The 25,302-nt window shown below is 74.7% G+C and carries 26 protein-coding genes; 11 read left to right on the top strand and 15 right to left on the bottom strand.

Annotated elements, in window-relative coordinates:
- Window positions 1-107: 107 nt before the first annotated feature.
- The gene (locus tag ACFXGA_RS30830; RefSeq protein WP_378093951.1) at window positions 108-992 is read right to left on the bottom strand and encodes a pentapeptide repeat-containing protein; all 885 of its coding nucleotides are present in this window, start codon (window positions 990-992) and stop codon (window positions 108-110) included.
- A 100-nt stretch (window positions 993-1,092) separates the two neighbouring features.
- On the opposite strand from ACFXGA_RS30830, the gene ACFXGA_RS30825 reads away from it, so the two are divergent.
- A complete protein-coding gene (locus tag ACFXGA_RS30825; RefSeq protein WP_378093948.1) occupies window positions 1,093-1,509 on the top strand; it encodes a DUF1707 domain-containing protein in 417 nt (138 codons plus the stop codon).
- Window positions 1,510-1,545: 36 nt separating this feature from the next.
- Window positions 1,546-2,922, top strand: a complete 1,377-nt coding sequence (locus ACFXGA_RS30820) for an amidase (RefSeq protein WP_378093946.1) — start codon at window positions 1,546-1,548, stop codon at window positions 2,920-2,922.
- Window positions 2,923-3,043: 121 nt separating this feature from the next.
- On the opposite strand, the gene ACFXGA_RS30815 is transcribed toward ACFXGA_RS30820, so the two are convergent.
- From ACFXGA_RS30815 to ACFXGA_RS30780, 8 genes are all read right to left on the bottom strand, one after another.
- Window positions 3,044-4,093: a hypothetical protein gene (locus ACFXGA_RS30815; protein WP_378093944.1), complete on the bottom strand. Its 1,050-nt coding sequence runs from the start codon at window positions 4,091-4,093 to the stop codon at window positions 3,044-3,046.
- 78 nt (window positions 4,094-4,171) lie between these two features.
- On the bottom strand, window positions 4,172-5,371 hold the full coding sequence (locus tag ACFXGA_RS30810) for an SPFH domain-containing protein (RefSeq protein ID WP_378093955.1): 1,200 nt from the start codon (window positions 5,369-5,371) through the stop codon (window positions 4,172-4,174).
- Between the two features lie 69 nt (window positions 5,372-5,440).
- Complete coding sequence (locus tag ACFXGA_RS30805; RefSeq protein WP_378093942.1) at window positions 5,441-5,866, bottom strand: NfeD family protein; 426 nt, start codon at window positions 5,864-5,866, stop codon at window positions 5,441-5,443.
- Window positions 5,867-5,906: 40 nt separating this feature from the next.
- Window positions 5,907-6,716 (bottom strand): DUF3097 domain-containing protein, encoded by an 810-nt coding sequence (locus ACFXGA_RS30800; RefSeq protein WP_378093941.1) that lies wholly within the window; start codon window positions 6,714-6,716, stop codon window positions 5,907-5,909.
- Window positions 6,717-6,727: 11 nt separating this feature from the next.
- The gene (locus ACFXGA_RS30795) at window positions 6,728-7,504 is read right to left on the bottom strand and encodes an aminoglycoside phosphotransferase family protein (RefSeq protein WP_378093939.1); all 777 of its coding nucleotides are present in this window, start codon (window positions 7,502-7,504) and stop codon (window positions 6,728-6,730) included.
- Window positions 7,501-7,974: a GNAT family N-acetyltransferase gene (locus ACFXGA_RS30790; RefSeq protein WP_378093937.1), complete on the bottom strand. Its 474-nt coding sequence runs from the start codon at window positions 7,972-7,974 to the stop codon at window positions 7,501-7,503. The genes ACFXGA_RS30795 and ACFXGA_RS30790 overlap by 4 nt, the downstream gene beginning before the upstream one ends.
- Window positions 7,975-8,047: 73 nt before the next feature.
- Window positions 8,048-8,842: an SCO1664 family protein gene (locus ACFXGA_RS30785; protein ID WP_378093953.1), complete on the bottom strand. Its 795-nt coding sequence runs from the start codon at window positions 8,840-8,842 to the stop codon at window positions 8,048-8,050.
- A gap of 8 nt (window positions 8,843-8,850) precedes the next feature.
- The gene (locus ACFXGA_RS30780) at window positions 8,851-9,417 is read right to left on the bottom strand and encodes a DUF3090 domain-containing protein (protein WP_378093935.1); all 567 of its coding nucleotides are present in this window, start codon (window positions 9,415-9,417) and stop codon (window positions 8,851-8,853) included.
- A 131-nt stretch (window positions 9,418-9,548) separates the two neighbouring features.
- Between ACFXGA_RS30780 and ACFXGA_RS30775 the strand changes: the two genes are divergently transcribed.
- Window positions 9,549-11,462, top strand: a complete 1,914-nt coding sequence (locus ACFXGA_RS30775) for a prolyl oligopeptidase family serine peptidase (protein ID WP_378093933.1) — start codon at window positions 9,549-9,551, stop codon at window positions 11,460-11,462.
- Window positions 11,459-12,316, top strand: coding sequence for an LD-carboxypeptidase (locus ACFXGA_RS30770; RefSeq protein WP_378093931.1), 858 nt, complete (start codon window positions 11,459-11,461; stop codon window positions 12,314-12,316). The genes ACFXGA_RS30775 and ACFXGA_RS30770 overlap by 4 nt, the downstream gene beginning before the upstream one ends.
- A 25-nt stretch (window positions 12,317-12,341) precedes the next feature.
- Here the strand turns inward: ACFXGA_RS30770 and ACFXGA_RS30765 are convergent, their stop codons facing one another.
- Together ACFXGA_RS30765 and ACFXGA_RS30760 are read right to left on the bottom strand one after the other, a co-directional pair.
- Window positions 12,342-13,430, bottom strand: coding sequence for a methyltransferase (locus tag ACFXGA_RS30765; RefSeq protein ID WP_378093929.1), 1,089 nt, complete (start codon window positions 13,428-13,430; stop codon window positions 12,342-12,344).
- A gap of 623 nt (window positions 13,431-14,053) precedes the next feature.
- Window positions 14,054-14,623, bottom strand: coding sequence for an HSP18 transcriptional regulator (locus ACFXGA_RS30760; protein ID WP_378093927.1), 570 nt, complete (start codon window positions 14,621-14,623; stop codon window positions 14,054-14,056).
- Window positions 14,624-14,734: 111 nt separating this feature from the next.
- On the opposite strand from ACFXGA_RS30760, the gene ACFXGA_RS30755 reads away from it, so the two are divergent.
- The 7 genes from ACFXGA_RS30755 to ACFXGA_RS30725 all read left to right on the top strand — a co-directional run bounded on the left by ACFXGA_RS30755 (window position 14,735) and on the right by ACFXGA_RS30725 (window position 20,827).
- Window positions 14,735-15,169 (top strand): Hsp20/alpha crystallin family protein, encoded by a 435-nt coding sequence (locus ACFXGA_RS30755; RefSeq protein ID WP_378093925.1) that lies wholly within the window; start codon window positions 14,735-14,737, stop codon window positions 15,167-15,169.
- A 367-nt stretch (window positions 15,170-15,536) separates the two neighbouring features.
- On the top strand, window positions 15,537-16,061 hold the full coding sequence (locus tag ACFXGA_RS30750) for a DUF6886 family protein (RefSeq protein ID WP_378093924.1): 525 nt from the start codon (window positions 15,537-15,539) through the stop codon (window positions 16,059-16,061).
- Window positions 16,062-16,163: 102 nt separating this feature from the next.
- Window positions 16,164-16,805 carry an HAD family hydrolase gene (locus ACFXGA_RS30745; RefSeq protein WP_378093922.1) on the top strand — a complete coding sequence of 214 codons (642 nt, stop codon included), beginning with the start codon at window positions 16,164-16,166 and terminating at the stop codon, window positions 16,803-16,805.
- Entirely contained in the window at window positions 16,802-17,809 is a 1,008-nt protein-coding gene (locus ACFXGA_RS30740; protein ID WP_378093919.1) for a phosphotransferase family protein, read from the top strand. Before ACFXGA_RS30745 ends, ACFXGA_RS30740 begins: the two co-directional genes overlap by 4 nt.
- Window positions 17,809-19,020, top strand: a complete 1,212-nt coding sequence (locus ACFXGA_RS30735) for an acyl-CoA dehydrogenase family protein (RefSeq protein WP_378093917.1) — start codon at window positions 17,809-17,811, stop codon at window positions 19,018-19,020. The genes ACFXGA_RS30740 and ACFXGA_RS30735 overlap by 1 nt, the downstream gene beginning before the upstream one ends.
- 4 nt (window positions 19,021-19,024) lie before the next feature.
- The gene (locus tag ACFXGA_RS30730; protein ID WP_378093915.1) at window positions 19,025-19,606 is read left to right on the top strand and encodes a winged helix-turn-helix transcriptional regulator; all 582 of its coding nucleotides are present in this window, start codon (window positions 19,025-19,027) and stop codon (window positions 19,604-19,606) included.
- A 399-nt stretch (window positions 19,607-20,005) separates the two neighbouring features.
- Window positions 20,006-20,827: an SDR family NAD(P)-dependent oxidoreductase gene (locus tag ACFXGA_RS30725; RefSeq protein WP_378093913.1), complete on the top strand. Its 822-nt coding sequence runs from the start codon at window positions 20,006-20,008 to the stop codon at window positions 20,825-20,827.
- Here ACFXGA_RS30725 and nikE read toward each other — a convergent pair.
- From nikE to ACFXGA_RS30705, 4 genes are all read right to left on the bottom strand, one after another.
- Window positions 20,782-22,377, bottom strand: a complete 1,596-nt coding sequence (gene nikE, locus ACFXGA_RS30720) for a nickel ABC transporter ATP-binding protein NikE (RefSeq protein WP_378093911.1) — start codon at window positions 22,375-22,377, stop codon at window positions 20,782-20,784. The two genes, ACFXGA_RS30725 and nikE, sit on opposite strands and share 46 nt — an antisense overlap.
- Entirely contained in the window at window positions 22,374-23,258 is an 885-nt protein-coding gene (locus ACFXGA_RS30715) for an ABC transporter permease (protein WP_378093909.1), read from the bottom strand. Before ACFXGA_RS30715 ends, nikE begins: the two co-directional genes overlap by 4 nt.
- Window positions 23,255-24,253 carry an ABC transporter permease gene (locus ACFXGA_RS30710; RefSeq protein WP_378093907.1) on the bottom strand — a complete coding sequence of 333 codons (999 nt, stop codon included), beginning with the start codon at window positions 24,251-24,253 and terminating at the stop codon, window positions 23,255-23,257. Before ACFXGA_RS30710 ends, ACFXGA_RS30715 begins: the two co-directional genes overlap by 4 nt.
- Window positions 24,208-25,302 (bottom strand): ABC transporter substrate-binding protein (locus ACFXGA_RS30705; RefSeq protein ID WP_378093905.1); only part of this gene is annotated, 1,095 nt, incomplete at its 5' end. The genes ACFXGA_RS30705 and ACFXGA_RS30710, both read right to left, overlap by 46 nt.

Here is a 25,302-nt window from a genome sequence, read left to right as displayed (position 1 = left end):
GCCGGGCCTGCCGGCTTTGGCCTGCTCGGGGCGCTCGTAAGGGCCCCGTGTCAAATCGGGCCGGACCTCACCACCTCACCACAACCCACCCCAACCAACCCCCACCCTCACTGCATCACCCGACGCCCAAACCGCGCACTCCCGAACTCCGCCGCCTCCCCGATCAACGCCGACCCCACATCCGTGCGCCCCCGGAACCACGCGTGCCGGAACCACGCGTCCTGGTGGAACACCACATCGGCGAACAACGCCCGCCCGCCGAACCGGACGTGCCGGAAATCCGCCCGCCCCGACACCTCGGCCCGCCGCAGGTCCGCCCGCCCCGACACCTTCGCCCGCGCGAACACCAACTGATCGGCCACCTGCGCCGACCGCAACGACACGTTCCCCGCGAACACCGCCAACCCGAACGACGCCGACCGCGCGAACAACGCTTCCGTGAACACCGCGTGCCGCAGGAACCTCGCCCCCGCGAAGTTCGCGTCACCGGTCACCGTCATCGCCTCGAACCGCGCGTCACCCAGGAACACCGCCCCCATCAGGTCCACCCGGTTCACCCGGCACCCCGACAGGTCGAAGTCCACCAGGATCGCCCCCGGCGCCACCACGTCCATCCCCGGCCAGAAATCGTCACCCGGCCGCAGGTGCGACACCAGCTCCCGCTGCACCGCCGTGCGCCACGGCGCGTCCAACCCCCGGCTCACCCCGCCCCGCAACGCCGCCAACCACGTCGTCACCACCGCCTGCCGCCGCTTGGGGGCCTGCCTGCCGATCTCGGCCAGCAGCAGCAAGCCCTCCTCCTCGCCCGCCCGGAACAGCCGGTTCGCCTCCCGCCACACCGACACCGCCGGCGGCGGTCCCGCCGGGTCCGGCCCCACCCGCCGCCGGGCGTGCTCGTCCAACAACGTCTCCGAACGCGACGCGCGCGCATGACGCACGCCAATCCAGACGATGACCAGCGCCACCGCCACGGGCCACAGCCACGACGACATACCCCCGATCATGCCCCCACCGCCTACGTCCGCGGACGTACTCCGCGTCACCGCTTCGTGGCCGACGCCGCGACGACCGGCCACGTGGAGCATCGGAACCATGCGACCAGCCGACACCCCACCCGACACACCCGCCGACACACGACCCGGCACACCACCCGTGCGGGCCTCCGACACCGACCGCGACCACACCGCCGCCCGCCTGCGCGACGCCGTCGGCGAAGGCCGGCTCACCCTCGCCGAAGCCGACGACCGCATCACCGCCGCCTACACCGCCGTCCACCTCCACGACCTCGCCGCCCTCACCGCCGACCTCCCCACCCCTCACCAACCACCACCGCCCGAACGCCCCCGACCACCCCTCCTCCCCGTCCTGCTGATCATCGCCACGGCCGCCTGGATCGCCTCACCGCTGCCCTTCCCCTGGCCCCTCCTCCTGCTCGCCGTCCTCGTCCACCGCGCGACCCGCCACCGGCGCCACCGCCCCCGCCCGATCACCACGACACCCCGAGGCTGATCCACTCCGACCCCGTCCCTGCCCTACAGTCCGGGCATGGACCTGACCGACGCGTGCTTCGCGGGCGCCGCCCGACAGGCCGAACTGGTGCGATCGGGCGCGCTCACCGCCCGCGACCTCGTCACCGAATGCCTGCGCCGCATCGACCGGCACGACCGCCGCCTCAACGCGTTCCGGCTCGTGTTCGCCGACCGCGCCCTCGCCGACGCCGACCGGGCCGACGCCCGCCGCGCCCGCGGCGAGGACGCGCCCCTGCTCGGCGTGCCCGTCGCGGTCAAGGAGGACATCGCCCTGGCCGGCCTGCCCACCACCAAGGGCACCGCCGCCGTCGACACCACCGCGCCCGCCGACGCCGAGATCGTCCGCCGCCTGCGCGCCGCCGGGGCCGTCGTCGTCGGCCGCACCCGCATGCCCGAACTCGGCCTGTGGCCCTACACCGAGTCCACCTGGGCCGGCGCCACCCGCAACCCCTGGTCGCCCGACCACTCGCCCGGCGGGTCCAGCGGCGGGTCCGCCGCCGCCGTCGCCGCCGGGCTCGTCGGCGCGGCCGTCGGCACCGACGGCGCGGGCTCGGTCCGCATCCCCTCGGCCTGCACCGGCCTGTTCGGCCTCAAACCACGCCGCGACCTCGTCCCGCTCACCCCCGACCGCGACGTCTGGCACGGCCTCGTCGCCGCCGGGCCCATCACCCGGCACGTCGCCGACGCCGCCCTGCTCCTGGACGTCCTCGCGCCCGGCCACGACCACGCCACCGCCGTCACCGACACCCGCGCGCTGCGCATCGCCGTGTCCCTGCGCCCCTGGGGGCCCGGCATCGCCGTCGACCCCGAGGTCCGCGACGCCGTCCTGGACACCGCCGGCCTGCTCGCCGACCTCGGCCACGACGTCTCCCGCGTCGACCCCGACCTGCGCGACCTCTCCGGACCCGCTGCGTTCGCCGCCCGCTACCTGCACAGCGCCGCCACCGGCGAAGCCGACCTCGACCGACCCGACCGGCTCGACGCCCGCACCCGCGCCGTGGCCGCCCTGGGCCGCGCGCTGCCCGCGCCCGCCGTGCGCGCCGCCCTGGCCCGCACCACCGCCCTGACCGAACGCGCCAACCGGATCTTCGACGACCACGACCTGCTGCTCACCCCCGTGATCACCCGGCCGCCGCTGCGCGTCGGCGAGTGGGACCGCCGCCCCACCCTCGCCGCGCTGCTCGCCGCCGCCCGCATGACCACGTTCCTGCCCCTGTGGAACATCACCGGCAACCCCGCCGCCGCCGTCCCCGCCGGCCGCACCCGCACCGGCCTGCCGCTGTCCGTGCAGCTCATCGCCCGCCCCGACGGCGAACGCACCATCCTCACCGCCGCCGGCCAACTGGAACGCGCCCACCCCTGGACCGACCGCCGCCCACCCGCCTACACCTGACCCCCGCGTGTCCTACGTTCCGAACACGCGTGTCCTACCTCCGGAACGCGTGAGTCCTACGTTCCGAACACGTGAGTCCTACGTCCGGAACGCGCGAGTCCTACGTTCGGGACACCCGAGTTCACCGCCCGGAACCCGCCGCCCGCCCCTCCAGATCGGCCCGCAACCGCCGCAACCACCCCGGCACCGGACCACCCGCCGCCCCGACCGACTCCGACTCCACCGCCAGCACCTCCCACAACACCTCGTCCGCCCCACCACCGGCCACCTCGGCGAACACCTCCTCCCGCACCGCGGCCCACACACCCGCCGCCACCGCCACCGCCCGCAACCGCGTGTAAGCGGCCACCGACGGCGACGCCACGAACGCCCGCCGCCGCAACCCCACCGCCCGCTCGACCCACCCCGCCCGCAGGCACTCGTCCACCCCCAGGTCCGCCAACCGGGCCGCCGCCCCACGCCACCCCGTCGCCTCCAGACCCCGCTCCACCCAGTCCAACGCCTCACCCGACCGGCCCGCGTCCCGCAGCACCGTCGCCACCTGCAGGTAGTGCCACCCCGACGACAGGTCCTTCGACAGCACCAACACCTGCAGGTCCACGTCACCGGTGTGCTCGGCCAGCTCCTCCATCACCCGCAGCAACGCCCACCGCTCCCGGTCGTAACGGCCCGTCGCGCCGAACCCGATCACCGGCAGCCGCGAGAACCGCGCCACCGCCTCCGCCCGGTAGGACGCCAACCCGTCCTCGCCCAACGCCGCCGCGTACGACGCCAACCGCACCTCCGGCGGCTCGGCGAACCCCGTCTGCAACCACAGCAGCCACGCCGCCAGCTCCCGCCCGTCCGGCGGCTCCGCCGCGCACGCCACCGCGTGCAGGTCCAGCACCCGCTCCACCAGCGCCGCCCACGCCGCCCGCTGCCCACCGCCCTGCGCGGCCCTCACCAGCACCTCGGCCAGCTCCCGCGCCACCGCCACCGCGCCCGGACCGCCACGCACCCGCCGCGACAGCTCGGCCACGATCTCCGCCAGCTCCGACCACCGCCGCGACCACGGCACGTCGACACGGGCCAGCACGGCCTCCGCACGACCGGGTAAAGCGTCCACCGCGACATCCAACCGCACCGACCACCCGCCCCACGACGCCCACCCGGACGCCCGTCCCGTGATCACCCGCCGCGACCACGGGAAAGGGGCACCGGGAACCACCCCGACGCCCCTCCCGCTGCGGCCAAGATCACGACCGGCCCGTCACCCCCGCGGCTCCACCCCGCCCGCACCGGGCTCCGCCACCGGACCGGGCCCCTCGCCCAACCCCAACTCACGACCCGACCCCGACCCCGGACCCGCGCCCAGCGCGTCCCGCCCCGGCTCGCCCCGCTCCACCGCGGGCTGCCCCAACGGACCGGGCACCTCCTTGCGGGCCACGGCCTCCGCCGCCCGCACCGCCTCCGCCACCGCCGGGTCCGGCGCCGTGTCGAACCAGTCCGCCACCGCCGGGTCGTCCTCCTCCGGCGCGGCCGCGGGCTCCTCCGGCGCGGGCGGCTCGTAGCGGAACACCCCGTCCTCGCCCGGCGCGCCCAGCATCCGCGCGAACCCCTCCAACGCCTTGCCGTAGTCCGACGGCACCAGCCACACCTTGTTCGCGTCGCCCTGCGCCATCTGCGGCAACGTCTGCAGGTACTGGTAGGCCAGCACCTCCGGCGTCGGCCGGCCCGCCTTGATCGCCGCGAACACCTTCTCGATCGCCTTCGCCTGGCCCTGCGCCTGCAGGTAGCGGGCCGCCCGCTCACCCTGCGCCCGCAGGATCGCCGACTGCCGCTCCGCCTCCGCGCCCAGGATCGCCGCCTGCTTCGCGCCCTCCGCCGACAGGATCTGCGCCTGCTTCTGCCCCTCCGCGGACTTGATCGCCGCCTCCCGCTGGCCCTCCGCGTTGAGGATCATCGCGCGCTTCTCCCGGTCGGCGCGCATCTGCTTCTCCATCGAGTCCTGGATCGAGGGCGGCGGGTCGATCGCCTTCAGCTCCACCCGCGCCACCCGGATGCCCCAGCGGCCCGTGGCCTCGTCCAGCACGCCCCGCAGCTGGTTGTTGATCTGGTCGCGGGAGGTCAGCGTCTCCTCCAGGCTCATCCCGCCCACCAGGTTGCGCAGCGTCGTGGTCGCCAACTGCTCCACGCCCACGATGTAGTTCGAGATCTCGTACACCGCCGCCCGCGGGTCGGTCACCTGGAAGTACACGACCGTGTCGATCGACACCGTCAGGTTGTCCTGCGTGATCACCGGCTGCGGCGGGAACGACACCACCTGCTCGCGCAGGTCGATCCGCGCCCGCACCCGGTCGAAGAACGGCACCAGGATGTTCAGCCCCGGCGCCGCGGTCGTGCGGTACCGGCCCAGCCGCTCGATCACCGCGGCCGTGGCCTGCGGGATCACCAGCACCGACTTGACCATGACGATCAGCACGAACAACACCAGGACCGCGATGACGATCAGCGTGGTGGTCAACTCTCCAGCCTCCACTCAGGCCCCGGACAGCACCACTGCGGTCGCGCCCGAGATCTCGACGACAGTGACTTCGGCGCCGGGCTCGATGACCTCGCGGTCCAACGACCGCGCCGACCACACCTCGCCGCCGATCCGCACCCTACCCCCGTGCCCGTCCACAGTGGACACCACGACGGCGGTGCTGCCGACCAGCGCCTCCACGCCCGACTTGTGCCCGGAACCCAGCGCCATCCGCCGCTTGATCGCGGGCCGCGCGCCCGCCACCAGCCCCAACGACACCACGCCGAACACGATGGCGCTGACGACCACGTCCGCGCCCAACGCCGACGCCCCGGCCGCGCCGAACGCGGCCAGACCGAGCATGACCAGCACGAAATCGCCCGACAGGACCTCGGCCGCCACCAGGACGACACCGAGGACCAACCAGATCAGCGCGGCCACGACCCCATCCTCGCACTTCCGCGGCCCGCGGTGGGGCGATTCACGCCGACCCGGGCTCGGTCACGAAATCGATCAACCGCTCCACCGCGCCGATCAACGGCGTCTCCAGGTCCCGGAACCCCGACACGCCCGCCAGCACCCGGCGCCACCCCTCGTGCGGCTCGCCCCAGCCCAGCGCCGCGCACACCCCCTCCTTCCACGGCACCCCGCGCGGCACCCGCGGCCACTGCGCGATGCCCACCGACGCGGGCTTCACCGCCTGCCACACGTCCACGTACGGGTGCCCGGTGACCAGCACGTTCTCGTCACGGATCGCGGAGACCAGCCGCGACTCCTTGCTGCCCTCGACCAGGTGGTCCACCAGCACCCCCAGCCGCCGCCCCGGTCCGGTGCCGAACCCCGCGATCCGGTCGGCCAGCACGTCCACCCCGTCCAGCGGCTCGACCACCACGCCCTCCACGCGCAGGTCGTGCCCCCACACCCGCTCCACCAGCTCCGCGTCGTGCAGGCCCTCCACCCAGATCCGGCTGTCGCGGGCGGTGCGGGCGCGCAACCCCTCCACGCGCACCGAGCCCGACGCCGACCGCGCGGGCGCCGCGGCCCTCGGCGCGGGCCGCACCAGCGTCACCGGCCGCCCGTCCACCAGGAACCCCGCCGGGCGCAGCGGGAACAGCCGCCGCGCGCCGTGCCGGTCCTCCAGCACCACCCGGTCCTGCTCGAACCGCACCACCGCGCCGCAGAACCCCGACGCCGGGTCCTCCGCCACCAGGCCCACCTCGGCCACCACCTCGGGCACCGTCCTGCGCTTGCGGCCCGACAGCACGTCGCGGCCGTAGTCGTGTGATCGCACGGCCGGCGACGTTACCGGCCCGGCGGCCCCGACCGGCCCGCGACCGACGGGTGGTCGGGGAAGAACCCGGCGAACACCTCGCACCACGCCGCCAACCGGTCGCCGTCCACCACCGCCGACCACCTCTCGATCCCGTCCCGCAGGTCGGGCGAGGCGTAGGCGAGGTCGACCGCGTCCACCGCCGGGTCCCCGACGCACGGCCGCGGGTCGATCGCCACCGGCCCCCGCTCGCCCGCGTCCAGCACGTTGCCGAAGTGCAGGTCGCCGTGCAGCAGGGTCGCCGGCACCCGGTCGCGGGCCAGCGCCGCCGCCCGCGCGTGCGCCGCGTCGTGGTCGCCGGGGTGGCGGCGGCGCAGCAGGCCGAAGACGAAGTCGACCCGCTCCGACAACGGCGGGAACCCCTCCGGCGGGCGGATGTGCAGGGCGCGCAGCACGTCGGCCAGGCCCGGTCCGTCCGCCGCGGGCGTGCCCGGCGCCAGGCCCTCCAGCAGCAGCGCGCCCCGCGCCGGGTCCGCGGCCAGCACCCGCACCAGCCGCGGCGACGGCTCCCACGCCCGCAGCGCCGCGTGCTCCCGTACCGACAGCGCCGGCTCCGGCGTCACCTTCAGCACCACCGGCTCGCCGTCGCGCTCGCACCACAGCGCGTGCGACGTGCCGCCCGACAACGGCCGCACCACCCGCAGGCCCCAGTCCCGGCACAGGCCCGCCACCAGCGCGTCCAGCCCGTCCAGCCACGACCGCACGCCCGGCCCGAACCGGCGCGCCATGCGCCGCTCCAGCGTCGTCACCGGTCCAGCCTCAGGATGAACCCCTCCACGTCCCCGCCGCGGCCCTCGGCGAACGCCACGTCCTCGCCGACCGCGACGAACCCGCACTTGTCCAGCACCCGCAGCGACCCCACGTTGTCCACCGCCGCCCGCGCGTACACCGGCCGCAGCGGCTCCTGCCGCAGGAACGCCGCCAACGCCGCCGTGGCCAGCCCCCGACCCCAGTGCTCGCGGCCGATCCAGCACGTCACCTCGGGCCGGCCCGACCGGGTGGACCGGCACACGTGCCCCACGACCTCGCCGTCGAACACCACCGTCCGCGCCACCGCCGACTCGTCGGCCAGGATCCGCGCCCACCGCACCAGGAACGCCGCCCGGTCCGACGGGTCCGCCGGGGTGAACGCGGCCATCCGCACCGCCTCCGGGTCGCGCTGGTGGTCGAAGAACAGCAGCACGTCGGCCGCGGTCACCTCGCGCAGTTCGACGTCCACGCGGCAAGTACACCCCACGGCGCCGCGCCGCCAGAAGATCCCCCGCCGATCCGACCCGACCGGGTCACACCGGTCAGAACGCGGGCCAGGGGATCGACGGCCAGTCGTCGGACGGCTCCGGGTACACCCCCGCCGCCAGCAGCTTCTCCAGCCGCTCGGTCAACGCCCGCACCTCCGCGCGCGTCAGGTGCTCGTGCAGCTCCTGCGCCAACGGCCCGTCCAGCCGCGACCGCAGCCGCCGCAACGCCTCCACCGCCTCGCCCGGCAGCGCCTCGCCCAACCAGCCCCACAGCACCGTGCGCAGCTTGTCGTCGCTGTGCAGGCAGATCCCGTGGTCCACCCCGTACACCGCGCCGTCGGCCGCGTGCAGCACGTGCCCGCCCTTGCGGTCGGCGTTGTTGACCACCACGTCGAACGCCGCCATCAACGCCACCCGCGGGTGGTCGGCGTGCACCAGCACCGCCGGCTCCCCGTACCGGTCGTGCGCGCGCAGCACCGGACGCCACCCCGGCCGCACGTCGTCCACCGGCACGATGTCGACCAGGTCGTCGTCCTCGCGGGTGTCCACCCACAACTGCACCATGCCCGGCCCGAACGGACCCGGCCGCAGCACCGTCGGCGGCACCAGGTGCAGCCCCGCCGCCTCCGACAGCAGGAACGTCGACAGCTCCCGGCCCGCGAGCGTGCCGTCGGGGAAGTCCCACAGCGGCCGCTCGCCCCGCACCGGCTTGTACACGCACTGCGCGGTCACGCCCTCCAGGCCGATCCGGCAGAACAGCGTCGCGTTCGACGCGTCCACCAACCGGCCCTCGACCTCGATGCGGCCCCGCCGCAGCAGGTCGAGCACCCCCTCGTCCGCCGGGCCCACCGCCGTGCTCAGCCCTCGTCCGACCGGCGGTAGCCGTTCTGCCGCGGGCACACGTGCCCCTCCGGGTCCAGCGGCTCCGCGCACAGCGGGCACGGCTTGCGGCCCGCCCGCACCACCCGGTCCGCGCGCTCGGCGAACGCCCGCGCCTCCACTGGGCTCAGGAACACCCGCACCGCGTCCGGACCCTCCTCGGTGTCGTCGAGCACCACCGCCTCGTCGACCTCCTCGTCGGTGATCGCGAGCAGTTCGATGACCACCGCGCGGGACTCGGCGTCCCAGCCCAGCCCCATCGTGCCGACCTTGAACTCCTCCTCGACCGGCACCGCCAGCGGTTCGGTGTCCCGGAGGTCCTCGGGGACCGCGTCGGGGACCTCCGCGCCGAACCGCCGGTGCACCTCCTCCAGCAGCGAGCCGATGCGCTCGGCGAGTACGGCGACCTGTTGCTTCTCCAGCGCCACGCTGACCAGCCGCGCCTCTTCCGAGGCCTGCAGGTAGAACGTGCGCTCGCCAGGCTGCCCGACGGTGCCGGCGACGAACCGGTCGGGCTGGCGGAATACGTGGATGACCCGTGCCATGACACCAACGACCCTAGGCCACGCGAGCAAGATCGGCAGCCCTGCCCCTCCCTTTTCACCGACCGGCGAACACGACCCGCCGATCGGTCGCCGCCGACCGGGCCGCCGCGGCCCCCGATAGGGTCGGCGGCGTGGTGACGATCGCACCGTACGGAACGTGGACATCGCCCATCGGCGCGGCCGACGCCGCCGCGGCCGGCGGGGGCCTGCACTGGGTCGACCTGCACGACGGTCGCCCCTGGTGGGCCGAGGGACGCCCCGCCGAGGGCGGCCGGGTCGCGCTGGTGCGCGACGGGCGGGACCTGCTGCCGCCGCCGTGGAACGTGCGCAACCGCGTCCACGAGAACGGCGGCCGGCCGTGGGTCGTGCTGGACACCCCCGAGGGGACGCGCGTGGCGTTCACCAACTGGGACGACCAGCGCGTCTACCTGTTCGACCCCGACGACCCGCGGCCCGTGCCGATCAGCCCCGAGCCCGACCGCCACCACGGCCACCGCTACGCCGACCTCACCGCCGGACCCGGCCACGCCGAGGTGTGGTGCGTGCGCGAGACCGTGACCGGCGACGCCCGCACCGACGTGCGCCGCGACCTGGTCGCCCTCCCGCTGGACGGCTCCCCGCCGAGGGGCCTCGCCGCCAGCCACCACTTCATGACCGGCCCCCGGCTCTCGCCCGACGGCCGCCACTTCGCCTGGATCGGCTGGGACCACCCCCGCATGCCGTGGGACGGCACCGAGCTGTGCGTCGCCGAGGTCGGGTCCCCCGGGCACCGCGTGCTGGCCGGAGGGCCGACCGAGGCCGTGTGCCAGGTCGAGTGGGACGGCGACGCGCTGCTCGCGCTCACCGACCCCGACGGCTGGTGGAACCTGTTCCGCGTCGAGCTGGACGGGACCGCCCGCAACCTCGCCCCGTGCGCCGAGGAGCTGGGCGGGCCGATGTGGCGGCTGGGCAACCGGTGGTTCGCCCCGATCGGCGGCGGCCGGCACGCCGTGCTGCGGTCGGGCCGGCCGGCCGTGCTCGACGAGCGCAGCGGCACCGTCACCGACGTCGACGTGGACCTGCCCGTCTGGCAGGCGCACCTGGCCGTGCACGACGGCGTCCTGGTCAGCGGCGCCGGCGGACCGCTCACCGAGACCGCGGTGGTGTCGCTGGACCTGTCCACCGGCGAGCTGACCCGGCACACCGACGGCGGCGCCACCCCGCCCGTCGACTACCTGCCGGTGCCCGAGGAACGCGTGTTCACCGGCCCCGACGGCGACGTGCCCGCCTACGTCTACCCGCCGCGCAACCCCGACTTCGCCGGGCCCGACGACGAGAAACCGCCCTACGTGGTGCACGTGCACGGCGGACCCACCGGCCGGTCCTCGCCGCTGCTGGACGCCGAGCTGGCCTACCTGACCAGCCGCGGCATCGGCGTCGTCGCGGTCAACTACGGCGGCTCCACCGGCTACGGCCGCGCGTTCCGGGAACGGCTGCGCGAGCAGTGGGGCGTGGTCGACGTCCACGACTGCGCCGCCGTCGCCCAGGCCCTCGCCGACGAGGGCACCGCCGACGGCGACCGGCTCGCCATCCGCGGCGGCAGCGCCGGGGGCTGGACCTCGGCGGCGTCGCTGACCTCGGTCAAGACCTACCGGTGCGGCATGGTGTCCTACCCCATCCTCGACCTGGCCGGCTGGACCGCCGAGGGCGGCGAGACCCACGACTTCGAGTCCCGCTACGTCGAGGGCCTGGTCGGGCCGTGGCCCGCCGCCGCCGACCGCTACGCCGAGCGGTCCCCGGCGCACCGGGTCGACCGGCTGGCCGGGCCGGTGCTGCTGCTGCAGGGGCTGGAGGACGAGATCTGCCCGCCCGAGCAGGCCGACCGGTTCGCGGGCGCGCTGGACGGCACCGGCATCCCGCACGCCTACCTCACCTTCGAGGGCGAGCAGCACGGGTTCCGCAAGGCCGAGACGATCGTCGCCGCGCTGGAGGCCGAGCTGTCGTTCTACGGGCAGGTCTTCGGGTTCACGCCCGGGGGCGTGCCGGTGCTGGAACTGCGCCGGTGACCTCCGGCCCGCCGCCGCTGCTGCGGCCGGGCGACCTCGTCACCGTGGTCAGCCCGGCCGGGCCGTGCCCGCCGGACCTCCTCGACGCCGGGGTCGCCCGGCTGCGCGAGTGGGGCCTGGACGTGCGGGTGGACGCCCACGCCCTGGACACCCACCCCGCGCTGGGCTACCTCGCCGGCCACGACGCCGACCGCGCCCGCGCGGTGGAACGGGCCTGGCTCGACCCGGCCACGGCCGGGGTGCTGTGCGCCCGCGGCGGCTACGGCAGCCTGCGCATGGTCGACCTGGTCGACTGGACCGCCCTGGCCCGGCACCGCAAGGTGTTCGTCGGCTCCAGCGACACCACCGTGCTGCACGAGCGGTTCCAGGCGCACGGCCTGGCCACCTGGTTCGGGCCGATGGTCGGCACCCGGGCGTTCGTGGAGGACGCCGAGGCCCGTGAACGGCTGCGGGCCGCGCTGTTCGGCGGCGTGACGTCCTACCGCGGCGTCGGCATGGCGCCCGGCGTCGCCCGCGGGACCGCCGTCGGCGGCACCCTCAGCCTGCTCGACGCGCCGCCGCCGCCCGGCGCGATCGTGCTGCTCGAGGACGTCGACGAAGACCCCTACCGGCTCGACCGGATGCTCACCGGCCTGCTGCGGGCCGGCTGGTTCGACCGGGTCGCCGGGCTCGTCCTCGGGTCGTGGACCCGCTGCGGCGACCCGACCGCCGTGCTCGCCGACCGGCTCGGCGGGCTCGGCGTGCCGATCGTCGCCGACGCCCGCTTCGGGCACTGCGAGGGCCAGCTCACCGTGCCGCTGGGCGTGCCCGTGCGGATCGACGGCGGCACCGGTGAGGTGACCGTGGACGCGTGAGCGGTCACCTCACCGGTGCCACCGCTCACCGCCCCCGTCCGGGTGCCGATCCCCGTCCGCCTCCCCGTCCGCCACGACCGCCGCGTCGCCGCCGGTCCGGCCCCTGTCGGTCGGCCTGCCCGCCGGTGGGGTCGCCGTCGAGCGGCACGGGCCGGAACTCCAGCACGGTGCGCCCGTCCGCCACCGACACCCGCCCGACCGGCACGAGCCCGCAGTCGGCGGCCAACGCGACCAACTCCCCGACCGTCCGCTCCCGGCCGCCGAAGCACACCAGCATGGACAGGTCGATCGCGGTGCCGACACCGTCGCCCAACACGGGCTCGACCACCACCACGACACCGTCCGGCGCGGCGGCCCGACGACACCCGTCGAGGATCCTGCGGGCCTGGTCGTCGTCCCAGTCGTGCACGATGTCGGACAGCAGGTACGCGTCGGCCCCCGCGGGCAGCGGGTCGAAGAAGCTGCCCGCCACCGCGCCCGCCCGGTCGGCCAACCCCTCCGCCGCGAACCTCCCGGCTGCGGCGGCCGCCGCCGGGGCCAGGTCCAGCACCCGGCCGCGCACCCCCGGATGTGCCCGCAGGATCGCCGCGAGCAGCAGCCCGTCCCCGCCGCCCACGTCGACGACCTCGCCGAACCGGCCCCAGTCGAAGGACTCGGCGATCCGCGCCGCCCGGGTCCGGAACCGCCACGCCATCTGGGCGTCGAACGAGCGCCGCAACCGCGGTTCGGCGTCCAGGTCGTCCCAGAAACCCCGCCCGTACCGGTGCGGATAGGCGGGCTGGCCCGTGGTGACCGCGTCCAGCAGGTCGACCATCGCCAACTCGGCACGGCCTCCGGCGGCCGTGATGTCGAGCAGCGGCTTGACGCCTTCCGGCGCGTCCTCGGCCATCTGGCCACCGAGGCTCGTCGGGCGGTACCGGCCCGACTCGCGGTCGAGGTCGAACACCCCGACCGTCACCAGGTGGTCGAGCAGGCGGCGCAGGGCCAGCGGGGACGTCCCGGTCTCGGATGCCAACCGCGCCGCGGTCGCCCCGGCCGTACCCGCCTTCTCGACCAGGCCGAGCGTCGCGGCCACGCGGATGGCCATGGGTGTCGCCAGGTCGGCCAGAGCCATGATCGAAGGTGCCGCCGTCGAGGCTGCCGTCGATGGGTCCACCGACCGAACCCTGCCGGCGCGGCACCCCCGGCGCACCCCGTTTCCCGCACCGACCCCGCCATGCCGGCCTGCCCCAGCCGGCGCACCGGGCCGCGTGAGGTCGTACCCCTGGCCCGCCGACGACCCCTCTGCCGGCAAGTCGGGCAGCACACGGCCGAGCGCCCGACCGGCCAACGGCCATCCGCCGGCACGCCGAGCACCCGACAACCCTCCGTCGCCATGCCGGGCGGCCGACGCCCTTTCGCCGGCACGTCAGGCGGCCGACGTCCCTTCACCGGCACGGCGGGCAGCACGAGTTCGAGCGCCCAACCTGCCGGCGCACCGAGCCGCGCCTCGGGTGCCTGGCCCTCTGTTCCGGCCACCTCGGCAACGTCCGAGCGCTCGCCGCCCCGTGCGCCGCCGGCGCGGCAGCCGCCTTCCGCCGAGGCCCGGCACACCGCCCGACGCCGTGCACCTGCACCGCCGCCCGACACCGTGCCGCCCGACACCGTGGGCCGGCGGCGGTGCGGGCCTGCCGCAGTGCCCGTTCCCGCTTCACCGTCACCACCCGTCCCGAGTACGCCGGAGGGGTCGGCGTGGCCTCACCGCTTGTCGCGCAGCGTCGGATTGTCCCGCAAGAGCTGAGTGTCGCGCCGCACCTCCTCCGCCCGCTCGCCCACGGCCCGGATCTCCTCGGCCAGCTCCGGGTGGGTCGCGCGCACCTTGCCCAACGCCGCCATCAACGGCTCCAGCAACGCCCCGGCGTCGTCACCGGCCAACGCCTCCCGCACCACGACGTCCATCCGGCCCACCTGCCCGGCCAGGCTGCGCAACGCCGCGGCGTTCTCCCGCGCCCACTGCGACACCGCGCGATCACCCGCGCGCCTGTCCCGCTCCGCCCGCACCCGACCCTCGGCCGTCGCGCCCGGCTCCGACGGCCGCAGCCGCAGGTACCGGCGCTCGGCCGCCTGTCTGCTCGCCACGCCCAGCGCCGGCGCCAGCTCCGCCCAGCTCGTGCCCAGCTCGCGTGCCGCGGCGATCAGCTGCGGCTCCCACCCGGCCAGCTCGTCGCGCAACCGCCGCAGCAGGACCAACGCGGACAACACCTGCCCGGGACTCAGGTCGTCCCCGGTGGCCGCCGCGCGGATGGTCTCGTAATCCCCGATCGCCATGACGTCAACTTACTGACGACGGATCATCTTGTCAACGGGATGACGACGTGGTACAACTGACTCGGCAGCGCACTGAGCAGCGCATTGACCGACAACCAGGAGGTGTTCCCCATGTTGATGCGCACCGACCCGTTCCGTGAGCTGGACCGACTGGCGCAGCAGTTCTTCACCGGGCCGGGCACTTGGTCGCGACCCACCCCCATGCCCATGGACGCCTACCGCGCCGGGGACGAGTTCGTCGTGGAGTTCGACCTGCCCGGTGTCACGCCGGACGCGATCGACCTCGACGTGGAGCGCAACGTGCTCACGGTCAAGGCCGAGCGTCGCCCCAACCGCGCCGACGGCGTCGAGATGCAGGCCTCCGAGCGCCCGCTGGGCGTGTTCTCCCGCCAGCTGTTCCTCGGTGACTCGCTCGACGTCGACCGGATCAAGGCCGACTACGACGCCGGCGTGCTGACGCTGCGCATCCCGGTCGCGGAGAAGGCGAAGCCGCGCAAGATCGCCATTGGCCAGACCGACGGCTCGCCGAAGGAGATCAACGCCTGAGCCAACCGACGCCGTCGGATACCAGGACGTGCGCCGGGTCTACGGCGGGTAGGCCCGGCGTACGTCGCCCGTCGCGGGGCACGGTGCTTGTCATGGGCACTCGGCTGCCCGACGGGCAGCGGTCCGGGATATCGGCGTCCCCACCGCCGACCGCGCCACCGCCGACCGTCCCGACGTCGAATCCCGCCCGACGCCGGAACCGCGCGAGTCCGGGTACCCGGGTCCGCGTCCGCGGCATTCGCCGTGCGCGCACACGCCGAGTGCGGCGCACGAATCCCGGAGACCGACCGGCCGTGCGGCTCCGGGTGACCGCGGCCGGTGAAATCCGGTGGCCCGGGTCGACCGGTGTCCGCCAGGATCGGCGCTCGTGCGACCGAAGCCCGGTGAAGTGCTGCACTTCTCCGAAGACCCGACCATCGCTTGGTTCGAACCGCACGTCGCGGCCACGGCACGTCAACCCGAGGCCTACGTGTGGGCCGTCGACCACGACCGCGCCCCCGACTACTGGTTCCCCCGCGAGTGCCCGCGCGTCCTGGCCTGGGTGCTGCCCACCACCAGCGCCGAGGACCGGGAGTGGCTGGGCGTCGACCGGGTCCACGCGATCGAGTACCGCCGGCTGCCCGAGTTCAGCACCGCGCGCCTGTACGCCTACCGGTTCGCCGCCGGACCGTTCCGGCCGTTCGGCGACCCGCCCCACGCCCACGTGGCCACCCGACCGGTCGAGCCGCTCGGCCCACCGGAACCGGTCGGCGACCTCCTGGCGCTGCACGAGGAAGCCGGGATCGAACTGCGACTGACCGCCAACCTGTGGCCGTTCTGGCGCAGGGTGACCGCCGGCACGCTCGGGTTCAGCGGCATCCGGCTGCGCAACGCCGTCCCCGAACCCACCTGACCGGCCCGGACCCACCCCGGCCCGACCGCCGCCACCCGCCTCCGCGCACGCCGTGCACCCCACGCGCTTGCTGGCATACCGACCGGTCGGTACCCTCGCGACGTGGACGAACGGCGCATCGACGCGGTGGTGCTGGACTGGGGCGGCGTGCTCACCGTCTCGGTGCCCGCCTTCATCGAGGACTGGTTGACCTCCGAGAACATCGACCGGGACCGCTACGGCCGCACCATGCGGACCTGGATGGGCCGGGACGCGGCCCCCGACACGCCGGTCGCGCGCCTGGAGACCGGCGAGCTGACGCCCGCCGAGTTCGAAGCGCTCCTGGCCGCGGAACTGACCACGCTCGACGGCCGCGAGGTGGCGTCCAAGGGCCTGCTGCGGCGCATGTTCGGCAGCGCGCACCCCGACCCCAAGATGGTCGACCTGGTCCGCGAACTGCGCGCCGACGGCCTGCGGACCGTGCTGCTGTCCAACAGCTGGGGCGAGGGCTACCCCGAGGAACTGCTGCTGGAGCTGTTCGACACGATCGTGATCAGCGGCCGGATCGGGCTGCGCAAGCCGGACCCGCGCATCTTCCGGCACACCCTCGACCAGATCGGCCTGCCCGCGCACCGGTGCGTGTTCTTCGACGACGCGCCGGTCAACGTGGAAGCGGCGCGCGCCGTCGGCCTGCACGCCCACCGGCACACCGACGCCGACACCACCCGCGCCGTGATCGCCCAGCTCAGGGGAGCCGCCGCATGACCGGACTACCGGGCCTGGACCTCGACCGGCTCGCCACGCACCTGGGCAGCGGCCCGCTGACCGGCGAACTCATCCCCGGCGGCCGGTCCAACCTCACCTACCGCGTCACCGACGGCGAGCGCCGCTGGGTGCTGCGCCGCCCGCCGCTGGGGCACGTGCTGGCCACCGCGCACGACATGTCCCGCGAACACCGGGTGATCAACGCCCTGGCCGACACCGCCGTCCCCGTGCCGCGGGTCGAGCTGCTGTGCGAGGACCCCGACGTCATCGGCGCGCCGTTCTACCTGATGGAGGAGGTGCCCGGCGCGGCGCTGCGGCACCGCGACCAGTGCCCGTGGCTGACCCCGGACAAGGCACGCGCCCTGGCCGAACGGCTGGTCGACGTGCTCGCCGACCTGCACGCCGTCGACCCGGCGGACGTGGGCCTGGCCGACTTCGGCCGACCCGACGGCTTCCTCGCACGCCAGGTGGCGCGGTGGGGCAAGCAGCTCGACGCGTCGCGCAGCCGTGACCTGCCCGGCATCGACGAGCTGCGCGACCGGCTCGCGGGCAGCGTCCCCGACTCCGCCCGCGCCACGATCGTGCACGGCGACTACCGGCTGGACAACGTCCTGGTCACCGCGGATCCGCTGGACATCAGCGCGGTGCTCGACTGGGAGATGGCCACGCTGGGCGACCCGCTCGCCGACGTCGGGCTGCTGTGCGTGTACTGGAACGGCATCGGCGCGCGCGAGGACGACCCGATCACCGGCACCGTGCCGACGCTGCCCGGGTTCCCGACCGCCGACGAGCTGGTGCGCCGGTACGCCGAACGCAGCGGCGCGGACACCGGCGGGCTCGCCTGGTACACCGCGTTCGCCTACTTCAAGCTCGCCGTGATCCTCGAAGGCATCCACTACCGCTTCACCCACGGCCAGACCGTCGGAGCGGGGTTCGACCAGATCGGCCACCTCACCCTGCCGCTGGTCCGGCAGGGACTCGCCGCCACCTCAGGGGAGCACTGATGGACTTCGCCTACGACGCCAAGACCGAGGAACTGCGGGAGAAGCTGCTGCGGTTCATGGACGAGTTCGTCTACCCCGCCGAACCCGTCGCCGAGCGGCAGCTGCGGGAGGCGGAGGACCCGTGGGCGCGGCCGCCGGTGCTGGAGGAGCTGAAGGCCGAGGCGCGCAGGCAGGGGCTGTGGAACCTGTTCCTGCCCGACCCCGAGCACGGCGGCGGGCTGACCAACCTGCAGTACGCGCCGCTGGCCGAGATCACCGGCCGCAGCCCGCACCTCGCGCCCGAGGCGCTCAACTGCGCCGCGCCGGACACCGGCAACATGGAGGTGCTGGCGATGTTCGGCACCGAGCGGCAGAAGGAGCAGTGGCTGCGCCCCCTGCTCGACGGCGAGATCCGGTCCGCGTTCTGCATGACCGAGCCGGACGTGGCGTCCTCCGACGCCACCAACATCGCCACGAGCATCGTCCGCGACGGCGACGAGTACGTCGTCAACGGCCGCAAGTGGTGGTCGTCGGGCGCGATGAACCCCAACTGCGCGATCTTCATCGTGATGGGCAAGACCGACCCCGACGCCGACCGGCACCGCCAACAGGCGATGATCCTCGTGCCGCGCGACACGCCGGGCGTGCACGTCAAGCGCGGCATGCACGTGTTCGGCTACACCGACGCCTCGCACGGCGGGCACGCCGAGATCGTCTTCGACAACGTCCGCGTGCCCGCCGACAACCTGATCGCCGGCGAGGGCGAGGGCTTCGCGATCGCCCAGGCCCGCCTCGGCCCCGGCCGCATCCACCACTGCATGCGGCTGATCGGCATCGCCGAACGCGCCCTGGAGCTGCTGTGCCGCCGTGCCGTCTCGCGCGTGGCGTTCGGCCGGCCGATCGCGCGCCAGGGCGTGGTCCAGGAGTGGATCGCCGAGTCGCGGGTGCGGATCGAGCAGGCCCGGCTGCTGGTGCTCAAGACGGCGTGGCTGATGGACACCGTCGGCAACAAGGGCGCGCACACCGAGATCCAGGCCATCAAGATCGGCACGCCGCTGATGGCCGAGTGGGTGCTGGACAAGGCGATCCAGGCGCACGGTGCCGGCGGCGTCAGCCAGGACTTCCCGCTGGCCGAGCTGTGGGCCTCGGCCCGGACGCTGCGCCTGGCCGACGGTCCCGACGAGGTGCACCGCATGTCGCTGGCCAAGCGGGAGCTCAAGCGGTATCTGTGACGGTGTGAGCGACTTCGACGTGTTCCTCGCCGACTGCCCCGCCCGCACCACGCTGGAGGTCGTCGGGCACACCTGGTCGGTGGTGGTCGTCGTGGCCCTCGGCGACGGGCCGCTGCGCTACGGGGAGCTGCTGGACCGGATCGGCGGCATCAGCAACAAGATGCTCACCCAGACGCTGGCCCGACTGCGCGGCAACGGCCTGCTCACCAGCGTCGACGGGTGGCACGACCTGACCGACCTCGGCCGGTCGCTGCTCACGCCGGTGCGCGCCCTGGCCGCCTGGGCCGAGGAGCACACCGGCGAGCTGCTCGACGCCCGACAGCACGCGCTCTCGTCGGACTCGGACGACACCGAGCCGCACACGCCCGATCACCACGCAGCCCAGCGGCACGCCGTCGCGGCGCGGCCCACCGAGTCACGTCCCGGCGGGCCGCGCACGGCCGCGTCACCCACGGCCGGGTCGGGCACGCTCCCGGCGCACGTCGCCGACTCGCGCACCGCCGGGCCGCGCGCGGTGGGGGCGCATGCCGTGGCGGCGGGTGCCGGTCAGGCGCACGCGGTGAGCGCCGAGCGTCCCGTCGCGTGACCACGCGCGCCACGCGGAGCCGGCCGCTTCCCGACGATCGTGCGTTCTGCCGACACCGGCGTAGCGAGCAGGCGGGGGCACGGCCGGACGCGGGCGGGCACGGCGGCGCGCGGCCCGGAGTGCACGCCGCGACCACCGGCACCGCCACCGCGGAAGCCGTGGGCGCCGGCACCAGCGCGCCGCGTGGACGGTGGGACAGGGGGCGGGGTGGAGGTAGGGGGTGGGTCGGTCGCGGGCCTCGTTGTTTCTCCCGACGTTCCACGGCAATGATAACAGTGTATTTTTTGATCCCGCAGCCGACTTCACCCGATCGTGCACCGGCGGCACGGTAAAAGTGCAGGTCAGCACACCGCACGGGAGGAACCGATCGGTTCCTTCGGGCGCGCGATCATGAGCACCATGAGCCGCATCTCCATCGTCACGGGCGCCAACCAGGGCCTGGGCTACGCCCTCGCCGAGGGCCTGGCGCACCGCGCCTCCGCCGACGACGTCGTCTACCTCACCGGCCGCGACGCCGGTCGCGTGGACGAGGCCGCCGCGAAGATCGACCACCCCGCCATCCGCACCCACGTGCTCGACGTCCGCGACGGGGACGCCGTCGCCGGGTTCGCGGCGCAGCTGGCCGAACGCCACGGCGGCGTGGACGCCGTCTTCTCCAACGCCGCCGCACGGCTCAGCCCCGGCGCGGCCAACAGCGAGCAGGTCGTGCCGTTCGTCGAGACCAACAACCTGGGCACCACCCACATCCTGCGCTCGTTCCTCCCGGTCCTGCGCCCCGGCGGCGCGCTGCTGATCGTGGCCAGCTCCTTCGGCACCCTGCGCCAACTGCCGCCCCACCTGCACAGCCGGTTCGAGGGCCGGTCGCTGGAGGAGGTCGACGCCACGATGCTCGCCTGGCGCGACGCCGTGGTGAACGGCACGGCGGGGGCCGAGGGGTGGCCGGACTGGATCAACATCCCGTCCAAGGTGGGCCAGGTCGCGGCCGTGCGGGCGGTCGCCGCGCAGCGCCGCGAGGCCGACGCCGCGTCCGGCACGCTGATCGCCGCGGTCTGCCCCGGCCTCATCGACACCGACGCCTCCCGCCCCTGGTTCGCCGACATGAGCGGCGCGGCCAGTCCGGCCGAGGGCGCGAAGCCGCTGCTCGACCTGGCCCTGGGCGCGCGTCGCCCGGAGTACTACGGCGAGCTGGTCCAGTTCGGGCGGGTGCTGCGCTGGCTGTGAGGCACGGCGGCGAGCAGGGTGCGCGTGTAGTCGTGCCGCGGTGACAGCAGCACCTCCTCCACCGTGCCCTGCTCGACCAGCTCGCCCCGGTACATCACCGCGACCCGGTCGGCGATGGCCCACGCCAGCCCGAGGTCGTGGGTGATGACCAGGGCGGCCAGGTCCAGCTCGCGGCGCAGCCGCAGCAGCAGCGCCAGGATCTCCCCGCGCACGGAGGCGTCCAGCGACGCCACCGGCTCGTCGGCGACCAGCAGCCGGGGTCCCAGCGCCAACGCGCCTGCGATCACCACCCGCTGCCGCTGACCGCCGGACAGCTCGTGCGGCAACGACGGGAAGAACAGCTCCGGCGGCCGCAGCTCCGCCTGCGACAGGGCCTCGGCGACCCGGGCGCGTTCGTCGCCCGCCACGCGGTGGATCCGCAGCCCCTCGGCGACCGACTCGTACACCGTGTGCCGCGGGTTCAACGCGCTGGTCGGGTCCTGCAGCACCAGCTCCACCTGCCGCCGGTAGGCGCGCAGCCCCGCGGCGGACCGGGGGAGTTCGACGCCCTCGAACAGCACCCGGCCCGCGGTGGGGCGTTGCAGGCCCAGCAGCGTGCGGGCGAGGGTGGTCTTGCCCGAGCCGGACTGGCCGACCAGCGCCACGACCTCCCCGGCCCGCACCTCCAGGTCCACCCCGGCCACGGCCTTCGTCGCGCCGAAGTCCACCCGCACGCCCTCGGCGCGCAGCAGCACCGGCCCCCGCGACGACGACGCCGTCTCGGCCGGCGACACGTGCCGGGACGTCGGGTCGCCCACGGTCGGGAACGCCGCCGCCAACGCCTGCGTGTGCGGGTGGGTCGGCTCGGCGATGACCCGGCGCGCCGGTCCCTCCTCCACGACCTCGCCGTGCCGCATCACGGCCAGCCGGTCGCACGTCGAGGCCAGCACCGACAGGTCGTGGCTGATCATCACCAGCCCGATGCCCCGCTCGGACACCAGCCGCTTGAGCAGGTCCAGCACCTGCGCCTGCACCACCACGTCCAGCGCGGTGGTCGGCTCGTCGGCGATGACCAGCCGCGGCTCGCACGCCAGCGCCATCGCGATCATCACCCGCTGCTTCTGCCCGCCGGACAGCTCGTGCGGGTAGGCGCGGGCCGCCCGCGCGGGCAGGTCCACCTGGTCCAGCAGCTCCGCCACCGAGCCGGTGACGCCGTGCAGCCGCATCGGCTCGGCGATCTGCGCGCCCACCCGGTGCACCGGGTTCAACGCGTGCATCGCGCCCTGGAACACCACCGACGCCGACGCCCACCGCACGGCCCGCAGCCGGCCCCACGACATGCCCCGCACGTCCTCGCCGTCGAGCAGCACCTGCCCCTCGACGCGGGCGTCGCGCGGCAGCAGCCGCAGCACCGACAGCGCCACGGTGGACTTGCCGCAGCCCGACTCGCCCGCCAGGCCCAGCGTCTGCCCGGCCCGCAGCCCGAGCGACACCGACCGCACGGCCGTCACCTCGCCGCGCGCCCCCCGGTAGTGCACGCTCAGGTCGCGCAGTCGCAGCAGGTCGCTCACCGCTCCCCCTTCAACCGCGGGTTGAGCACCGTCTCCAGCGCCCGCCCGCACAGCGTGAACGCCAGCACCACGCACACCACGCCCACCCCGGGCGGCACCAGGAACCACCACGCCCGCTGCGACACCGCCCCGTGCATGTTCGCCTGGTGCAGCAGCGACCCCCACGACACCCGCGTCGGGTCGCCCAGGCCCAGGAACGACAGCGTGGACTCCGAGACGATCGCGCTGGCCACGGTCAACGTCGTGTTCACGAACACCAGCGGCAGCACGGCGGGCAGCACGTGCCGGCCGATCACGTGCCCGTGCCCGCCGCCCAGCGCCCGCGCCCGCTCGATGAACGGCCGGGCCTCCACCGCCAGCGTCTGCGCCCGCACCAGCCGGGCCGTCGCGGGCCACGCCGTCACGCCGATCGCCAGCACGATCGTGCCCAGCCCGCGCGGCAGCACGGTCGACAGCGCGATCGCCAGCACCAGCGACGGCAGGACCAGGAAGAAGTCGGTGAACCGCATCAGCGCCGCCGACACCCACCCGCCGAAGTGCGCCGCGGCGATGCCGACCACGGTGCCGATGAGCACCGACAACACCGTCGCCGACAGGCCCACCACCAGCGAGATCCGGGTGCCCCACCAGGTCAGCAGCAGCACCGAGCGCCCGTTGTGGTCGGTGCCCAGCCAGTGCTCGGCCGACGGCGGCTGCCACGGCTTGGCGGTCACCCGCGTCACGTCCAGCCCCGACGGGTCGGTCACCAGCGGCGCGAGGACGGCCAGCACGGCGATCACCGCCAGCCCGACCAGCCCGGCCAGGCCGCCGCGGTGGGCCGCGAACTCCCGCCACGTCGCCGTCGCCGCGGCCCGGCGCCGTTGCCACGCGATGGCCGTCACGCCGCACGCACCCGCGGGTCCAGGACGCGGTAGAGCAGGTCAGCGAGCACGTTCATGGTGATCACCGCTCCCGCCAGCACCACGAACGTGCCCTGCAGCAGCGGCAGGTCGGGGCCGGTCAACGCCTCGTAGGTCAGCAGGCCGAGTCCCGGCCAGGAGAACACGGTCTCGACCGTGATCGCGCCCGACACCACCAGCCCCAGGTGCAGGAACACCAGGGTCACGGTCGGCAGCAGCGCGTTGGGCACCGCGTGCCGCCGCCGCACCAGGTCGTCACGCAGCCCCTTCGCCCGCGCGGTGGTCAGGTAGTCGGCGTGCATCTCCTCCAGCAGCGAGGACCGCATCACCAGCAGGTACTGGGCGTAGACGACGGCGATCATGGTCAGGCAGGGCAGCACCATGTGGTGTGCCACGTCCAGCGACTGCGACAGGAAGTCCGGCGGGGTGTCCGGGTAGCGCATGCCGCCGCTGGGGAACAGGTCGCCGGTCGCCAGCGACAGCAGCATGCCCAGCCAGAACGTCGGCATCGCCCACTGCGCCAGCGCCAGGCCGGTGGAGATCCGGTCCGACCGCGACCCGCGCCGCCACGCGCCCCGGATGCCCAGCCACAGGCCGATCACCACGGCCAGCACGGTCGAGGTGCCGGTCAGCAGCACGGTCGGCCACAGCCGCTCGCCGATCAGCTCCAGCACCGGCCGGCTGTAGACGTAGGAGGTGCCGAAGTCGCCGCGCAGCGCCGCGCCCAGGTAGTCCGCGAACTGCTCGGCCAACGGCTTGTCCACGCCCAGCCGCGCGCGCAGCTCGGCGATCTGGTCGCCGGTCACCGGGCGGCCCCGGGTCATGGCGACGACCGGGTCGCCGGGGATCACCCGGAACAGCAGGAACCCGAGCGCGACCACGAACAGCAGGCTGACCAGCGCGCCGCCGACCTTGCCCGCCAGGTGCCGGATCACTCGCGGTCCTCCGCGCGGCCGCCGCGGCGGCGCAGCAGCCACACGCCGCCCACCAGCACGACCAGCGCGCCGCCGACCACGCCGAGCACCACGCCGGTCCGCGGGCCCGACTCCGCCGCGGCCTCGACCGGGGTCGCGCCGTAGTAGCCCCACACCCCGTTCTGCGCCATGATCACGCCGCCGGGGTCGGGCTGCACCGGGAACCCGGAGAACCGGTCGCTGCGGTAGGCCTCCAGCGCGTTGTCGTAGCCCAGGACCACGGCCGGGACCTGGTCGTAGAACCGCTGCTGCATGCGCTGCACCAGCTCGCGCCGCTTGGCCGGGTCGAACTCGGCGCGCTGCTGGGCGTAGAGGGCGTCGTACTCGGGGTCGCAGAAGAACGTGTCGGTGGTGCCGCCCTTGCCGTCGGCGTTGGGCCGCTGCCCGCAGGTGTGCAGCGACAGGATGAAGTCCGGGTCGGGGTTGGTGCCCCAGCCGGAGAACACCAGGTCGAACGTCCCGGCGGTGCTGGACTCGTTGAGCTGGTTGTCCGACACGATCTGCACGTCCACGGCGATGCCCAGGTCGGCCAGCGACCGCTTGACGAACTCGCCGGCCTGCTCGTCGTAGGCGCGGCTGGCGTGCCCGAGCAGCCGCAGCTCCATCCGCCTGCCCTGCGGGGAGACGCGGATGCCGTCCGCGCCGCGCGCGTACCCGGCCCGGTCGAGGTCGGCGTTGGCGGCCGCGGGGTCGTGGCGGCGCTCCTCGCGGGGCTTGAAGTGGTAGTCGGGGAACACGGGCGGGATGGGGCCGGTGCCGCGCTCGGCGTAGCCGCCGTTGACCCGTTCGATGATCGCGTCCAGGTCGATGGCCTGGGCGATCGCGCGGCGCACCACGAGGTCCTTCAGCGCCGGGTGGCCGTCGCCGATGGGGGTGCCGTCGCGGGTCGCGGCCCCGGAGTTGATCACCAGTTCGTTGAAGCGGCGGCCCTGCGCCTTGTTGCGGGTGATGCCGGGCTTGTCGGCCAGGGAGTCGAACTGGGCCGGGCCCATCCGGTTGACCAGGTGCACCTCGCCCTTGTCCAGGGCCTGCACCGCGCCGTCGACGGACTT

It is taken from the genome of Actinosynnema sp. NPDC059335, assembly GCF_042752395.1.
Lineage (GTDB): Bacteria > Actinomycetota > Actinomycetes > Mycobacteriales > Pseudonocardiaceae > Actinosynnema.
The sequence above is the reverse complement of the archived record's forward strand: the minus strand, read 5'-3'. Positions and strand labels throughout refer to the sequence as shown.

Bases quoted from the DNA above. Each gene is read 5' to 3' on its own strand.
- ACFXGA_RS30830 (WP_378093951.1), bottom strand. From the start codon at position 992: ATGTCGTCGTGGCTGTGGCCCGTGGCGGTGGCGCTGGTCATCGTCTGG.
- ACFXGA_RS30825 (WP_378093948.1), top strand. From the start codon at position 1,093: ATGCGACCAGCCGACACCCCACCCGACACACCCGCCGACACACGACCC.
- ACFXGA_RS30820 (WP_378093946.1), top strand. From the start codon at position 1,546: ATGGACCTGACCGACGCGTGCTTCGCGGGCGCCGCCCGACAGGCCGAA.
- ACFXGA_RS30810 (WP_378093955.1), bottom strand. From the start codon at position 5,371: ATGGTCAAGTCGGTGCTGGTGATCCCGCAGGCCACGGCCGCGGTGATC.
- ACFXGA_RS30780 (WP_378093935.1), bottom strand. From the start codon at position 9,417: ATGGCACGGGTCATCCACGTATTCCGCCAGCCCGACCGGTTCGTCGCC.
- ACFXGA_RS30765 (WP_378093929.1), bottom strand. From the start codon at position 13,430: ATGGCTCTGGCCGACCTGGCGACACCCATGGCCATCCGCGTGGCCGCG.
- ACFXGA_RS30760 (WP_378093927.1), bottom strand. From the start codon at position 14,623: ATGGCGATCGGGGATTACGAGACCATCCGCGCGGCGGCCACCGGGGAC.
- ACFXGA_RS30755 (WP_378093925.1), top strand. From the start codon at position 14,735: ATGTTGATGCGCACCGACCCGTTCCGTGAGCTGGACCGACTGGCGCAG.
- ACFXGA_RS30740 (WP_378093919.1), top strand. From the start codon at position 16,802: ATGACCGGACTACCGGGCCTGGACCTCGACCGGCTCGCCACGCACCTG.
- ACFXGA_RS30735 (WP_378093917.1), top strand. From the start codon at position 17,809: ATGGACTTCGCCTACGACGCCAAGACCGAGGAACTGCGGGAGAAGCTG.
- ACFXGA_RS30725 (WP_378093913.1), top strand. From the start codon at position 20,006: ATGAGCCGCATCTCCATCGTCACGGGCGCCAACCAGGGCCTGGGCTAC.